11 protein-coding genes and 1 tRNA gene are annotated in these 13,772 nt (G+C 64.7%); 3 read left to right on the forward strand and 9 right to left on the reverse strand.

Going from position 1 to position 13,772, the window contains the following annotated elements:
* Positions 1–30: 30 nt before the first annotated feature.
* The 6 genes from PNI01S_RS23435 to rpsU all read right to left on the reverse strand — a co-directional run bounded on the left by PNI01S_RS23435 (position 31) and on the right by rpsU (position 8,849).
* Positions 31–354: a hypothetical protein gene (locus PNI01S_RS23435; RefSeq protein ID WP_024763617.1), complete on the reverse strand. Its 324-nt coding sequence runs from the start codon at positions 352–354 to the stop codon at positions 31–33.
* A 192-nt stretch (positions 355–546) separates the two neighbouring features.
* Positions 547–623, reverse strand: a tRNA-Ile gene (locus tag PNI01S_RS23440).
* 16 nt (positions 624–639) lie between these two features.
* Positions 640–4,374 carry a bifunctional diguanylate cyclase/phosphodiesterase gene (locus PNI01S_RS23445; protein ID WP_084359386.1) on the reverse strand — a complete coding sequence of 1,245 codons (3,735 nt, stop codon included), beginning with the start codon at positions 4,372–4,374 and terminating at the stop codon, positions 640–642.
* A gap of 105 nt (positions 4,375–4,479) precedes the next feature.
* Entirely contained in the window at positions 4,480–6,333 is a 1,854-nt protein-coding gene (gene rpoD, locus PNI01S_RS23450; RefSeq protein WP_024763616.1) for an RNA polymerase sigma factor RpoD, read from the reverse strand.
* Positions 6,334–6,411: 78 nt separating this feature from the next.
* On the reverse strand, positions 6,412–8,433 hold the full coding sequence (gene dnaG, locus PNI01S_RS23455; RefSeq protein ID WP_084359388.1) for a DNA primase: 2,022 nt from the start codon (positions 8,431–8,433) through the stop codon (positions 6,412–6,414).
* Between the two features lie 200 nt (positions 8,434–8,633).
* Complete coding sequence (gene rpsU / locus PNI01S_RS23460; RefSeq protein ID WP_003085057.1) at positions 8,634–8,849, reverse strand: 30S ribosomal protein S21; 216 nt, start codon at positions 8,847–8,849, stop codon at positions 8,634–8,636.
* Positions 8,850–9,049: 200 nt separating this feature from the next.
* On the opposite strand from rpsU, the gene tsaD reads away from it, so the two are divergent.
* Positions 9,050–10,075, forward strand: a complete 1,026-nt coding sequence (gene tsaD, locus PNI01S_RS23465; RefSeq protein ID WP_024763614.1) for a tRNA (adenosine(37)-N6)-threonylcarbamoyltransferase complex transferase subunit TsaD — start codon at positions 9,050–9,052, stop codon at positions 10,073–10,075.
* 94 nt (positions 10,076–10,169) lie between these two features.
* Here tsaD and plsY read toward each other — a convergent pair whose 3' ends face one another.
* Entirely contained in the window at positions 10,170–10,739 is a 570-nt protein-coding gene (gene plsY / locus PNI01S_RS23470; RefSeq protein ID WP_024763613.1) for a glycerol-3-phosphate 1-O-acyltransferase PlsY, read from the reverse strand.
* An 80-nt stretch (positions 10,740–10,819) separates the two neighbouring features.
* On the opposite strand from plsY, the gene folB reads away from it, so the two are divergent.
* Positions 10,820–11,173, forward strand: a complete 354-nt coding sequence (folB, locus tag PNI01S_RS23475; RefSeq protein WP_015475255.1) for a dihydroneopterin aldolase — start codon at positions 10,820–10,822, stop codon at positions 11,171–11,173.
* The gene (gene folK / locus PNI01S_RS23480; protein WP_065085699.1) at positions 11,164–11,700 is read left to right on the forward strand and encodes a 2-amino-4-hydroxy-6-hydroxymethyldihydropteridine diphosphokinase; all 537 of its coding nucleotides are present in this window, start codon (positions 11,164–11,166) and stop codon (positions 11,698–11,700) included. Before folB ends, folK begins: the two co-directional genes overlap by 10 nt.
* Positions 11,701–11,816: 116 nt before the next feature.
* Here the strand turns inward: folK and PNI01S_RS23485 are convergent, their stop codons facing one another.
* Both PNI01S_RS23485 and PNI01S_RS23490 read right to left on the reverse strand, forming a co-directional pair.
* Positions 11,817–13,046 (reverse strand): multifunctional CCA addition/repair protein, encoded by a 1,230-nt coding sequence (locus PNI01S_RS23485; RefSeq protein ID WP_084359390.1) that lies wholly within the window; start codon positions 13,044–13,046, stop codon positions 11,817–11,819.
* Between the two features lie 167 nt (positions 13,047–13,213).
* Positions 13,214–13,723 (reverse strand): DUF4136 domain-containing protein, encoded by a 510-nt coding sequence (locus PNI01S_RS23490; protein WP_065085721.1) that lies wholly within the window; start codon positions 13,721–13,723, stop codon positions 13,214–13,216.
* Positions 13,724–13,772: the final 49 nt, after the last annotated feature.

Below are 13,772 nucleotides of genomic sequence, written 5' to 3' on the forward strand. Positions count from 1 at the left end.
CCGCAACGGCGGAACGCGGGTGGGAGTCTTTTACACCAGCGGGCGCGGCCCCGACAACTCCTGCAGTGCGCCGCTCAGGCGCTGGCGCAGTTCGCCCAGTTCGCGGGAGCGGAAGGCATGGCGGGTTCGCTCCAGCACACCGATGGCGTCGGCCAGCAGCGCGAGCATCCGCGCCGAATCGCTCAAGGGCGCGTCCTTGAACCATCGGCACAGCGGCGCCTGCTCGCAATTGCGTGGTCCTTCCATCACCGCGCAGGGCAGCTCGTAGGCCGCCAGCAGCGCACGAACCTGGCGCGCCAACGCCGGATCCTGGGAAGTGACCAGCAACTGGACCGGATACCGGTGGAGAGTCATGACGGATTCGCTCATATCAGGGAGATGCCAATTTAATGGCTAGTGGCTATCTGATATTGACGCCTGTCATGTTGGCGGAGCGCCTGCGTCAGATGGTCGACGGCAGGTGTGAAGTGGCTCTCGGTCGGCTGTTGGAAAATTGACTGGCAGAAATGCAAAAGCCGCGCATTCGCGCGGCTTTTGCTGAAAAGGTGGTGGGCCCACACGGACTTGAACCGTGGACCAAAGGATTATGAGTCCTCTGCTCTAACCAACTGAGCTATAGGCCCCCAGAAGGCGGGCGGATTATACCGGCGCGTTATGCGTCGCGCCAATCGGATGCAGCGGAACCAGGAAGCGGTTGGCAAAGGCGTCGGCCGGCAACGGGGCGCTCAGGGCGTAGCCCTGGATCTGGTCGCAACCTTCGGCTTCGAGGAAGCGTTCCTGGGCTTCGTGTTCCACGCCTTCGGCGATCACGGTGAGGTTCATGCTGCGGCCCAGGGCGATGATGGCACGGGCAATGGCGGCGTCGTGGGGGTCGTCCGGCAGGCCGTGGACGAAGGACTGGTCGATCTTCAGCGTATCCAGCGGCAGTTGCTTCAGGTAGCTGAGGGAGGAGTAGCCGGTACCGAAGTCGTCGATGGCCAGTTGTACCCCCAGGTGCTTGAGGCTGTGCAGGATCGACAGGGCTTCCTCGGTCTGGTGCATCAGGAAGCTTTCGGTGATCTCCAGCTGCAGGCGCGAGGGCTGCAGGTTGTAGTGCGCCAGTAGTTCACGGATGCGTTCGACCAGGTTGGTCTGGCGCAGCTGGGCGCCAGCGAGGTTGACCGAGAGCGGGCCGAACGCGGCATGGCTGTCCTGCCAGCGGCTCATCTGCCGACAGGCTTGGCGCAGGACCCAGTCACCCAATGGCAGGATCAGGCCATTTTCCTCAGCCAGGGGGATGAAGCGATCGGGCGAAATGGTGCCGAATTGAGGATGCTTCCAGCGGATCAGGGCTTCGGCACCGACCAACTGGCCGGTGCTGAGGGAAAGCTTGGGCTGGTAGTAAAGCTGCAGCTGGTCGCTTTCCAGCGCGCGGCGCAATTCATGTTCCAAGGCCATGCGCTCGGTGGCCTGGAAGGTCAGTTCGCGGGTGTAGAACTCTACGCGGTTGCGGCCCTGGGCCTTGGCCCGGTACATGGCGGCGTCGGCGTTCTTCACCAGGGTGGCGACATCCGAGCCATCGCTGGGGTAGAGGCAGATGCCGATGCTGGCGCTGACGAAGAACTCCTGTTCGCCGGCGATGAACGGCATTTCGAAGCAGAGCAGCAGCTTGTTGGCGACGTGTTCGGCGTCCAGTGCGTGGTGCAGGCCGGGCAGCAGGATGATGAATTCATCGCCGCCCTGGCGCGCTACCGTGTCGACGTCGCGCAGCTGCTCGCGCAGGCGGGTGGCAATGGACTTGAGCAGCAGGTCGCCGACCGGGTGGCCGAGGCTGTCGTTGATGTGCTTGAAACGGTCGAGGTCGAGAAACAGCACGGCGCCCTGATGATCGTCTTCCTGGGCTTCCTTGAGAGAGGCGTTCAGGCGGCTTTCGAACAGCAGGCGGTTGGGCAGGCCGGTGAGTGGATCGTGGTGGGCCTGGTAGTCCAGCCGTGCCTGGGCGTACTTGAGGGTGGAGATGTCGGCGAACACGCCGACATAGTGCGACAACTCGCCGTCGGCATTGCGCACGGCGCTGACCGTAAGCCACTCCGGGTAGAGCTCCTGGTTCTTCCGGCGGTTCCAGATTTCGCCCTGCCAGTGGCCCTCGGCGTTGAGCTGGTGCCAGAGGGCGACGTAGAAGCTGCTGTCGTGCTGGCCGGAAGCGAGCAGGCGCGGTGAGTTGCCGAGGGCTTCCTGTTCGCTGTAGCCGGTGATCTCGGTGAAGGCGCGGTTGACGGCGACTATCTGCTGGCGCGCGTCGGTGATCATCACGCCTTCGGCGGTGCTTTCGAACACCGTGGCGGCCAGCTGCAGCTTTTCCTGCATCTGCTGGCGCTCGGTGATGTCGCGCGCGATGGTCAGCATGCAGTCGTCGCTGCCGATGGTGATGCGGTGGGCGGACAGTTCGCACAGGCGCAGGCTGCCGTCGCGAGTGCGAATTTGCGCGGTGAAGTCCGGGGCGCTGGCGGCGCTGTCGAGGATGCCCAGCAGTTTGCTGCGGTCGGCCGGGTTGGCCCACAGGCGCAGGTCGAGGGTGGAGCGCTCGGCGGCTTCCTCGCGGCTGTAGCCGGTGATGCGGGTAAAGCCCTGGTTCACTTCCACCAGCCGGCCGTCGCTGATACGCGAGATGAGCATGCCGTCGGGCGAGGCGTGGAAGGCTTTGGCGAATTTCTCCTCGGAGACGCGCAGTTGCTCCTGGGTTTCCTTGACCTGGGAGATGTTGCGCACCACGACGACCAGCGCCGGCGTGTCGTCGAGGATGATGTGCTGCGCTGACAGCAGGGCGGTGAAGTGGCTGCCGTCGCGGCGGTTGAGCGGGATCTCGACGTTGTTCAGCGGTTCGCCCTGCAGACGCTGCAGCATGGCCGGGCCCATGCCGGGCGCGCCCCAGATTCCCAGGTCGGTCGAGGTCTTGCCCAGGGCTTCGCTGGCGGGGATGCCGATCTGTTGTTCGAAGGTGCTGTTCACCGCCAGCAATACGCCGTCTACTCGGCGGGCGAGGACTATGATGTCGGGGCAGTGATGGAAGACCGAGGCGAATTTCTGCTCGGACAGACGCAGGGCCTGTTCGGTGTGCTTGGCTTCGGTGATGTCGATCATCAGCCCGCGCAGGATCAGGTCGTCGCCATGCTGGATCAGCGTGACGATGTCGCGGATCCAGACGATTCGCCCATCGGCGGCGAGCATGCGGTAATCGAAGCTGTGATTGCGCCCGGCATGGCTCTCGCTCATGCAGAAGTGGATCGCGTGCTCGGCGTCTTCCGGATGCAGGGTGCGCTGCCAGAAGCCGGGTTCCAGCCAGTCGGTCAGCGGGTAACCGAGCAGCCGCTGGGCGTGGGGCGAGACGTAGGTGAAGCGGTTCTCCGCCAGGCGCATTTCCCAGGCGATGGCGGTGAGGCTTTCCACCAGGCCGCGGTAGTGCTGTTCGCTGTCGCGCAGGGCCTGCTCGAGTTTCTCCCGGCGCTGCATCTCGCCGCGCAGGCGCCGGTTCATGGTGAACAGGACCAGCAGGGTGAGGGTGGTCAGGAACGCGATGGGCACGACCACGCGGAATACATCGGGCCACACGCTGCGGTGGTCCACCAGGCCGCCGACCCAGGGGGCCTGCAGTGCGTCGATCTGCTCCACGGTCAGGTCCGCCAGCACCTTGTCGAGAATGCCGGCGAAAATCGCCTGGTCCTTCGGCACGCCCATGGCCAGTTGGTAACGGTAGGGAGTCTCGCCGCTGATCTGCAGGCCCTCGAGCTTGAGCTGGCGAAGGTTCCAGACACTGGAGGCGAGGTCGCCGACGAACGCGTCCACCTGGCCGACCGCCAGCGCCTGCAGCCCGGCGGCGACACTGGGCAGCGGTTGCAGGTTGAGGTCGGGGTGCCTGGCGACCAGCAGTTCATGCGGAGCGTAGTGGGCGACCACGCCGACCTTGAGGCCGTAGAGCTCCTTAACGCTGGCTGGCGCGGGGCCGTTCTTGCGGGCCAGGATGATGATCGGGAAGTCGAGGTAGGGGCGGGTGAAGGTCAGGTACTCGAGGCGTTCCGGCGTGGCCATGATGCCGGGGAGCAGGTCGAGATGGCTGTCCCGCGCCTGTTGCAGGACTTCGCTCCAGCTTGCCGGTTCGACCGGTTGGAGCTCGACCTTGAGCTTGTCGCTGATGACTTTGACGTAGCTGGCAGCCAGGCCCTGGTAGACGCCGTCGCTGTCACGGAACTCGAAGGGGGGCCAGGAGGCGTCCACACCCAGGCGTAGGGTGGGGTGTGCCTGCAGCCATTGCTGTTCGCCGGGCGTGAGGCTCAGGGCGAATGCCTGTCCCGCCCAGAATGCGAGGCACCACAGTAGAACTGCCTGCAGACGCGGCATGAAGGGCCTCATTCCAGGGGGGACTACGCCGAAGTGTAGACGTGGCACTTTGCCCAGTGGAAGACCCAAAGAAAAACCCCCGGTTTTCGGCCGGGGGTTTGTTCATCACTCGTCGAGGAAGGAGCGCAGATGCTCGCTTCGCGACGGGTGGCGCAGCTTGCGCAACGCCTTGGCTTCGATCTGGCGGATACGCTCACGGGTCACATCGAACTGCTTGCCGACTTCCTCGAGGGTGTGGTCGGTATTCATGTCGATGCCGAAGCGCATGCGCAGGACCTTGGCTTCGCGAGCGGTGAGGCCGGCGAGGACTTCGCGGGTGGCTTCCTTGAGGCTCTCGCTGGTCGCCACTTCGATCGGCGACTGCATGGTGGAGTCCTCGATGAAGTCGCCCAGGTGCGAATCTTCGTCGTCACCGATCGGCGTTTCCATGGAGATCGGTTCCTTGGCGATCTTCAGGACCTTGCGGATCTTGTCTTCCGGCATGTCCATGCGTTCGCCCAGCTCTTCCGGGGTCGGTTCGCGACCCATCTCCTGCAGCATCTGGCGGGAAATACGGTTGAGCTTGTTGATCGTCTCGATCATGTGCACCGGAATACGGATGGTGCGGGCCTGGTCGGCGATCGAGCGGGTGATCGCCTGGCGGATCCACCAGGTGGCATAGGTCGAGAACTTGTAGCCGCGACGGTATTCGAACTTGTCCACCGCCTTCATCAGGCCGATGTTGCCTTCCTGGATCAGGTCGAGGAACTGCAGGCCGCGGTTGGTGTACTTCTTGGCGATGGAGATCACCAGACGCAGGTTCGCCTCGACCATCTCCTTCTTCGCACGACGGGCTTTCGCCTCGCCGATGGACATGGAGCGGTTGACGTCCTTGATCTCGGCAACGGTCAACTGCGAGCTGGTTTCCAGGTCGACCAGCTTCTGCTGGTTGCGCAGGATGTCGTCACGCAGACGCTCGATGGCCTCGGCGTACTTGGGCTTGCCCTTGAGTATGGAGTCGACCCAGGCGGTGTCGGTTTCGTGGCCGGGGAACTGGCGCAGGAAGTCGGCACGCGGCATGCGGGCATCACGCACGCACAGCTGCATGATGGCGCGTTCCTGGCGGCGCACGCTGTCCAGCGCATCGCGGACCTTGGCGACCAGCACGTCGAACTGCTTGGGCACCAGCTTGATCGGCATGAACAGCTCGGCCAGGGCGACCAGTTCTTCGGTGGCCTGCTTGCTGCCACGACCGTGCTTCTTCAGGGCCTTCTTGGCCTTTTCCAGCTGCTCGGAAACGGCGCCGAAACGACGAGCGGCTTCTTCCGGATCCGGACCGCCATCGCCTTCTTCTTCCTCGCTGTCGCCGTCGGACTCTTCGTCCTCTTCGTCCTTGTCCTTATCCTTGGCTTCGGCGTCGTCCTTCAGGCCGACCGGCTCGACTTCCTCGGCCGGCAGGGTGCCGTCATCCGGGTCGATGTAGCCGCTGAGAACGTCCGACAGGCGGCCGCCTTCGGCAACGATGCGGTTGTACTCTTCGAGAATGCCGTCCACCGCGCCCGGGAACTGGGCGATGGCGCTCATGACCTCGCGGATGCCTTCCTCGATGCGTTTGGCGATTTCGATCTCGCCTTCGCGGGTCAGCAGTTCCACGGTACCCATTTCACGCATGTACATGCGCACCGGGTCGGTCGTGCGGCCAACGTCGCTCTCTACCGCGGCAAGGGCGGCAGCAGCTTCTTCGGCGGCAGCTTCATCGGTATCGGTTTCCGCCAGCAACAGGGCATCCGCATCCGGGGCTGTCTCGAATACGTTGATCCCCATGTCGTTGATCATGCGGATGATGTCTTCTACCTGTTCCGGATCAGAGATATCCTCCGGCAGGTGGTCGTTGACCTCCGCGTAAGTCAGGTAACCCTGCTCACGACCACGGGTGATCAACTCTTTGAGACGAGATTGCTGTTGCGCTTTTCCGGACATAACACCCTATCCACTGAAGGTCTTGGCGGGCTGAAATAAGCCGAGGATTATACCAGATTCGAGGCTTCAGGCGCCAGTTCAGCTCTGGCTGCCTGTTGAAGAGGGGGTGCTGTAGTGCTCCCGCAGTAACGCTTTCTCTTCGTCGGTCAGTTCACTGGGGTTCTTTCGCAGCACGCTGTGCAAGCGGGCTTCACGGCTGCTGAGCAGCTGGTTGTGTGCAAGTGTAGTAATGGTGTCGACGAACTGCTTTTCAAGATTGCCGTCGTCGATCAGCCATTCTTTCCCCGCCAGCACCTGTAGCAGGCGCCCTTGGGGCGTTCCGTGCCAGCGCGCGATGAGGTGCATCGAGCTCTGTTTCGGATTCTTCTGCAACGCTTCGACCAGTGCGGCGAGCAGTTGCGAATAGGTCTGTCCCTCGTTGGAGAAGTGGCTCGCATCCTCGACGCTCTGCGCCAGTTGGGGATGGTGCAGCAGGGTGCGCAGCGCGGTCAGGGTCGGCGATTCGACGCTGATCTCGGTGCGCGGCTGGCGTGGCGTGAAGTCGCCTTTCCGGCCTTTGCCATCCCATTTGCGATCGCCCTTCCAGGGCTTCTTGGCCTTGGCTCCGCCGTTGCCGCGGGAAAATTCCATCGGCGCTTCGAAGTAACTCGAAGCGTCCTGGTAATGACCGTCGCCGTGGCCGGCGAACTGGCCCATGTCGTAGTCGGCGTACTCGTGGGCGTGTTGCTCCGAGCCAGGTGCCTGCGCTGTTGCAGGGGGGGGATTCGGTTTTGCCTGGCCGGTGAGGCCCGGGCGCGGCGCGCTGATCTGGCTGAGCGCTTCGGCGGACAGGCCGGTGATCTCGCCCAGGCGCTGGCGCATCAGCAAGCGCAGCGTGTTGCCGGGGATCTTCTCCAACAGCGGTCCGGCCAGGGTCGCCAGGTGCGCCTTGCCTTCCAGCGTGCTGGGGTCGGCTTCCTCGGTCAGTTGCTGGAAGAAGTAGTCCGCCAGCGGCTGGGCCTGGTGGGCGAGGCGGGCGCGGAAGGCATCCGGGCCTTCGGCGCGCACCAGGCTGTCCGGGTCTTCACCTTCGGGCAGGAACAGAAAGCGCACCTTGCGCCCATCCTGCAGGTTGCTCAGCGCCGACTCCAGTGCGCGCCAGGCGGCATTACGGCCGGCCTGGTCGCCGTCGAAGCAGAAGAGGATGTTCGGCACGATGCGGAACAGCCGCTTGATGTGTTCTTCGCTGGTGGCCGTGCCCAGGGTGGCGACCGCGTTGCGGATGCCCTGCTGCGCCAGTGCGATGACGTCCATGTAGCCTTCGACCACCATGATCTCGTCGAGATCCCGGTTGTTCTTCCGCGCCTCGAACAGGCCGTAGAGCTCCTGTCCTTTATGGAAGACCGGGGTTTCCGGCGAGTTCAGGTATTTCGGCTTGTCGTCGCCCAATACGCGGCCGCCGAAGGCGATCACCCGGCCGCGGCTGTCGCGGATGGGGAAGATCACCCGGTCGCGGAAGCGGTCGTAGCGCTTGCCGCTGTCGGGGTTTTCCACCAGCAGGCCGGCGTCGAGCATGGCCTTGAGCTGCAGGTTGTCGCCGCCCAGGTTCTTCAGCAGGTTGTCCCAGCCCGGCGGGGCGAAGCCCAGGCCGAAGTCGCGGGCGATTTCGCCGGTCAGGCCGCGGCCCTTGAGGTATTCCACGGCGGCCTTGCGGGCCGGGTGGCTCTTGAGTGCCTGGCGGTAGAACTCGGCGGCGCCGGCCAGCAGCGGGTACAGCGGCGAGTCGACCGGTTGGCGGGGCTTGTTGCCGCGCCGACCTTCCTCGCGGGGGATGTCCATCCCGGCGCGCTTGGCCAGGTCCTCGACCGCCTGGACGAAGTCCAGCTGGTCGTGGTCCATGATGAAGCCGAGCGCGTTGCCGCCGGCGCCGCAGCCGAAGCAGTAGTAGAACTGCTTGTCCGGGCTGACGGTGAAGGAGGGTGTCTTCTCCTTGTGGAACGGGCAGCAGGCGCTGTAGTTCTTGCCGGTCTTCTTCAGCTGGATGCGCGAACTCACCACATCGAGAATATCGGTGCGGTTGAGCAGGTCATCGATGAAGGATTGTGGAATCAGGCCGGCCATAGACTCATCGGGACGCAGGGTGGACCCAAGCATAGCGCGGGGCGATGACGCCGCGAGCGGGGCTTGAGACTAAGCATGGGGCTTGAAAAGCAAAAACTCCGAAGTCCGCGAATGCGAATCGGAGTCGGGTGCCTTGTTTCAGGCACTCGCCCGGCGAGTGGGCCGGGCGATGCGGAAAGCGTGCGACGAAGCGCTGTAACTCAGTACAGGCGCTCGCGGCGGCGCTGTTCGCGCTGCACTTTCTTGGCGTGACGCTTAACAGCGGCAGCGGCCTTGCGCTTACGCTCGGCGGTCGGCTTTTCGTAGAACTCGCGGCTACGGACTTCAGCCAGTACGCCTGCTTTTTCGCAGGAGCGCTTGAAACGACGCAGAGCTACGTCGAAGGGTTCGTTCTCTTTAACTTTGACGGCGGGCATCCAGGTCGTACCTTCAATGATTACCGGAGGATTTATCGCGCTCCTGACGGTTGTTCGGAGTCGGCGGTTTTCAAGGGTTGCGGATATTAAACGTTCGGAAGGAGGAATGCAAAGCCTCCGATCGAAAAGCACTGGTCCGAAGCCCAGCCGGCGATTATGATGCGCGGCTTCAATTTTGCCCAGAGTAAAGGCTCAAGCCCATGCTAGTGCTGGGGTTGGAAACCTCCTGCGACGAGACCGGCGTCGCCCTGTACGACAGTGAAAAAGGCCTGCTGGCCGACGCGCTGTTCAGCCAGATCGATCTGCACCGCGTATACGGCGGCGTGGTTCCCGAGCTGGCCTCCCGTGATCACGTCAAGCGCATGCTGCCGCTGATTCGCCAGGTGCTGGACGAGTCCGGCCGCACCGCCGAAGACATCGACGCCATCGCCTACACCGCCGGCCCCGGCCTGGTGGGCGCGCTGCTGGTCGGCGCATCCTGCGCCCAGGCCATGGCGTTCGCCTGGGGCATACCGGCCGTCGGCGTGCACCATATGGAGGGCCATCTGCTGGCTCCCATGCTGGAAGAGCAGCCGCCGAAGTTTCCGTTCGTCGCCTTGCTGGTGTCCGGCGGCCATACGCAACTGGTTCGAGTGGATGGCATTGGTCGTTACCAGGTACTGGGCGAGTCGGTGGACGACGCTGCCGGCGAGGCTTTCGACAAGACCGCCAAGCTGCTCGGTCTGGCCTATCCCGGTGGCCCGGAGATCGCTCGCCTGGCTGAGCGCGGCACCGCGGGTCGCTTCGTCTTTCCGCGGCCGATGACCGATCGTCCGGGGCTGGATTTCAGCTTCAGCGGCCTCAAGACTTTCGCGCTGAACACCTGGCAGCGCTGCGTGGCCGAGGGTGACGACAGCGAGCAGACCCGCAGCGATATCGCCCTGGCGTTCCAGACTGCCGTGGTCGAGACCCTGACCATCAAGTGCAAGCGCGCGCTCAAGCAGACTCACCTCAAGAGCCTGGTGATCGCCGGTGGCGTCAGTGCCAACCAGGCCTTGCGTCAGCATCTGGAAAAGATGCTCGGCGAAATGAAGGGCCAGGTGTTCTACGCCCGCCCGCGCTTCTGCACCGATAACGGCGCGATGATCGCCTATGCTGGCTGCCAGCGTTTGGTGGCGGGGCAGCAGGACGGCCCGTCGATCGGCGTCCATGCGCGTTGGCCAATGGAGTCGCTGCCAGCGATCTGAATAATGAAGCTGCAAACGACGCGGCGCATGCTCTGAGCGGCATGGGCCGTTTTTTCGCTTGCAGCGTGGTACGCGGGTCGGGAAGCTCGCGGCTCTAGAAGTGACGCTCGCGTCCGGCGATGAGATCGCGCAGATTGCTGCGGTGACGCCAGACGATCAGACCGGTGAGCACGGTCATCGGCAGCAGCGCCGACGGCTCCTGCCAGGCCAGCAGCGGCAGGGTCAGCGGCGTGGCGACCAGGGATGCGAGCGAGCTGGTGCGCGACAGTTTGAAAGTCACCAGCCAGGCGACTGCCGCGAGCAGCGCGGCTGGAGGGTAAAGCGCCAGCAGCATGCCGGCGGCGGTGGCAACGCCCTTGCCGCCACGGAAGTTGAAGTACAGCGGGTAGAGGTGGCCGATTACCGCTGCCAGCCCGACCCAGGCCTGCTGCATGTCGGACAGGCCGAGCAGGCGGGCGATGAGTACGGGCAGCAGCCCCTTGGCGAGATCGCCGAGCAGGGTGAGGATGGCGATCTTCTTGCCGGCCAGGCGCAGCATGTTGGTGGCGCCGGGATTGCCCGAGCCGCTGGCGCGCGGGTCGGCAGTGCCGAACAGGCGACTGAGGAGTACCGCGAAGGACAGTGATCCGAGCAGGTAGGCGAGGATCGCCAAGAACCAGAACATGGTTTCCACCGGAGACGAGGTCGTTTCCGATTCTAACGGGGCGTCGGCCGCTTGTCGTGTCGCCTTGGAGCATGCAGTCAGTGGACAGAGTTTTCATCGAGGGGCTGGAAGTGGACACCGTGATCGGCGTCTACGACTGGGAACGGGGTATCCGGCAGTGCCTGCGCCTGGACCTGACGCTGGGCTGGGACAACCGCCCGGCGGCGGCCGACGACGATATCGCCAAGGCCCTGGACTACGCCGTGCTCTCCGAGCGGGTCATGGCCTTCGCCCGTGACGCGCATTTTCAACTGGTGGAGACCTTCGCCGAACGCCTCGCCGAGTTGCTGATGGCCGAGTTCGGTATCCAGTGGCTGCGCCTGAAGGTCACCAAGCCCGGTGCCGTTGCGGCCGCCATCGGCGTAGGTGTGGAGATCGAACGCGGATGCCGCTGACGACGGTGTACCTCGGGCTGGGCAGCAACTTCGACCGGGAGCAACACCTGCTCGCGGGGCTGGAGGCGTTGGACGAGTTCCTCGAGGATATCCGCTGTTCGCCGGTGTTCGAGAGCGAGCCGGTGGGTATTCGCAGCGGCCCCTTCTACAACTTCGTGATCGTGGCGCGCACCGACCTGCCGCTGGCGGAGTTGAGCCTGCGGCTCAAGCACATCGAGGCGGACAACGGCCGCTATGCGCCGGAGCGCAAGGGCCTGCCGCTGGATATCGACGTGTTGCTGTACGGCGACCTGCATGGCGAGTTCGATGGCCTGACGCTGCCGCGCGCAGAAGTGCTGAAGAACGCCTTCGTGCTCTGGCCGCTGGCGTTGCTGGCTCCCGAGGTGAAGCATCCGGGGGCTCAACGTTCGTTCGCCGAGCTCTGGTCGGACGCGCAGATCGCCCAAAAGCTCTGGCCGGTGCCCTTCCAGTGGCGGGGCGCTGAGCTGACGCCGGCGGCGCTGATCGGGGCGCACTCGGCGCCCTGATGGCTTTTCTGTAGGAACGCGTTTGCTCGCGAGCGATGTATCCGGCGGCACCAGCGCTGGGGGGCGCGAGCAAGAACTAGCCGTCCCACTCGTTCCTACAAGGCACCCCCCTGGTATCACGCGGTGTAACTTTCCTTGTAGGCCTTCAGGGCATTCAGACGCTCACGCTTGAGCGCTTCGCCCAGCTCCGCCCCCTTGTATCCCTTCTCCAGCAGCGGCTGCACAGCGACCGCGCGTGCGGCTTGCGCTGCGCCGCGCAAGTATTCCGCCTGCGGGTAGTCGCGATCTTCCAGCCCATGGCGACCGCGGGCGTCCATCTCGCTGGCGGCGAGAAACTCCTCGAAGCGTTGCGGGCGGCGATACACATCGAAGGACTGCAGCAATTCCAGAACGGTGGTCGGCCGCAGCTCCAGCGCACGGTGGCAGTGGGTGTGGTACTCGCCGACCAGTCGCGCCAGCTCCTGACAATCCCGGGGCACCTTGAAGCGCGCATTGAGCGCGTCGATCAACGGCAGGCCCAGGTGTTCGTGGGCGTGGTGTTTGGGCCAGTCTTCCTTGCGGGTTTCGCCCTTGCCGACGTCGTGGACCAGGCAGGCCCAGCGCACACTCAGCGGCTGGTCGTATTGGGCGCACTCGCGCAATACGGCCAGCACGTGTTCGCCGGTATCCACTTCCGGGTGGTGCTGCGGCGGTTGCGGCACGCCGAACAGGGCGTCCACTTCCGGCATCAGCACGGCGAGGGCGCCGCAGTCGCGCAGGACCTGGATGAACACGTCCGGGCGCGATTCCATCAGGGCACGGGAGATTTCCTTCCAGCTGCGTTCTGCAGTCAGTGCTTCCAGTTCGCCGGATTCCGACAGTTCACGCATCAGTGCCAGGGTTTCCGGCGCCACGCTGAAACCCAGGGGGGCGTAGCGCGCGGCAAAGCGGGCGACGCGCAGCACGCGCAGCGGGTCTTCGGCGAAGGCCGGGGAAACGTGGCGAAGCAGGCGGGCTTCGAGGTCCTCCTGGCCGTGGTACGGGTCGATGACCTTGCCGTCATTGTCCTCGGCCATAGCGTTGATGGTCAGGTCGCGGCGGATCAGGTCGTCTTCGAGGGTGACGTCGGGGCTGGCGTAGAAGGTGAAGCCACCGTAGCCGCGCCCGCTTTTGCGTTCGGTGCGGGCGAGGGCATATTCCTCGCCGGTTTTCGGGTGGAGGAACACCGGGAAGTCGGCGCCCACCGGCCGATAGCCCTGGGCGAGCATCTCGTCGGCGCTGGCGCCGACCACTACCCAGTCGGTGTCGCTGAAGGGGATGCCGAGCAGGCGATCGCGCACGGCGCCGCCCACCTTGTAGATCTGCATGAAGCTGTCTCCTGTTCTGGGGGATAGCTTCGGGGTTTGCGGCGGGTGGGGCAAGCTCGGTGGCTTCTGGGGATTGAGGCGGTTCGCCAGCAAGCTCGCTCCGACAGGTTGCGCACGCCCCGGCTCTTGTAGGAGCGAGCTTGCTCGCGAAAGGGGGCGACGCGCACCTAGGGCGTGGCGGCGGGAATCTGTTGAACGAGGGCGCCGATGGCGTCCTGCAGGAGTGTTGCGCTGGCGTGGGCGGGACTGAGGCCGGTTCTGACGGTGCCTTCCCACAGGGTCTGCTCCTGCGCATCGGTCAGACGCAGGCGCAGGGTACCGGTCTCGTCGCGCAGGCGATGGATGGCGAGATAGGGGCCCAACGGATTGGGCGGCGGGGTATCGACCTTGAATTCCAGCGGCGCATCCTGCAGCGCCAGCCAGTAGTAGACGCGGATCTGCGGGCCCGCGCTCTCGCGGTAGCCGCGCTCGATCAGGCCCTGGCGCACTTGCGCATTGATCAGGGGGTAGCGACTGCGGTAGGGCAGGGCGTCGACGGCGTTTTCCGGTGGCATCAGCTGGAAGTCGCGCAGCCCGGCCAGGCGCGCATCGGCGGGATGCGCGACCTGGGCGTGGGGGACGGGGTTGCTGCAGGTCGCGACAGCGAGGCAGAGCAGGAGAATGGCGAACAGGCGCATGGCGGTCTCCAGCGGGGTTGCCGCCATGCTTGTCACGCCTGCTGCTCCG

The organism is Pseudomonas nitroreducens NBRC 12694 (assembly GCF_002091755.1).
Taxonomy (GTDB): domain Bacteria; phylum Pseudomonadota; class Gammaproteobacteria; order Pseudomonadales; family Pseudomonadaceae; genus Pseudomonas; species Pseudomonas nitroreducens.

Excerpts from the sequence above, each read along its gene's own strand:
- PNI01S_RS23435 (WP_024763617.1), bottom strand. The coding sequence starts at position 354 with ATGACTCTCCACCGGTATCCGGTCCAGTTGCTGGTCACTTCCCAGGAT.
- PNI01S_RS23445 (WP_084359386.1), bottom strand. The coding sequence starts at position 4,374 with ATGCCGCGTCTGCAGGCAGTTCTACTGTGGTGCCTCGCATTCTGGGCG.
- rpoD (WP_024763616.1), bottom strand. The coding sequence starts at position 6,333 with ATGTCCGGAAAAGCGCAACAGCAATCTCGTCTCAAAGAGTTGATCACC.
- dnaG (WP_084359388.1), bottom strand. The coding sequence starts at position 8,433 with ATGGCCGGCCTGATTCCACAATCCTTCATCGATGACCTGCTCAACCGC.
- rpsU (WP_003085057.1), bottom strand. The coding sequence starts at position 8,849 with ATGCCCGCCGTCAAAGTTAAAGAGAACGAACCCTTCGACGTAGCTCTG.
- tsaD (WP_024763614.1), top strand. The coding sequence starts at position 9,050 with ATGCTAGTGCTGGGGTTGGAAACCTCCTGCGACGAGACCGGCGTCGCC.
- plsY (WP_024763613.1), bottom strand. The coding sequence starts at position 10,739 with ATGTTCTGGTTCTTGGCGATCCTCGCCTACCTGCTCGGATCACTGTCC.
- folK (WP_065085699.1), top strand. The coding sequence starts at position 11,164 with ATGCCGCTGACGACGGTGTACCTCGGGCTGGGCAGCAACTTCGACCGG.
- PNI01S_RS23485 (WP_084359390.1), bottom strand. The coding sequence starts at position 13,046 with ATGCAGATCTACAAGGTGGGCGGCGCCGTGCGCGATCGCCTGCTCGGC.
- PNI01S_RS23490 (WP_065085721.1), bottom strand. The coding sequence starts at position 13,723 with ATGCGCCTGTTCGCCATTCTCCTGCTCTGCCTCGCTGTCGCGACCTGC.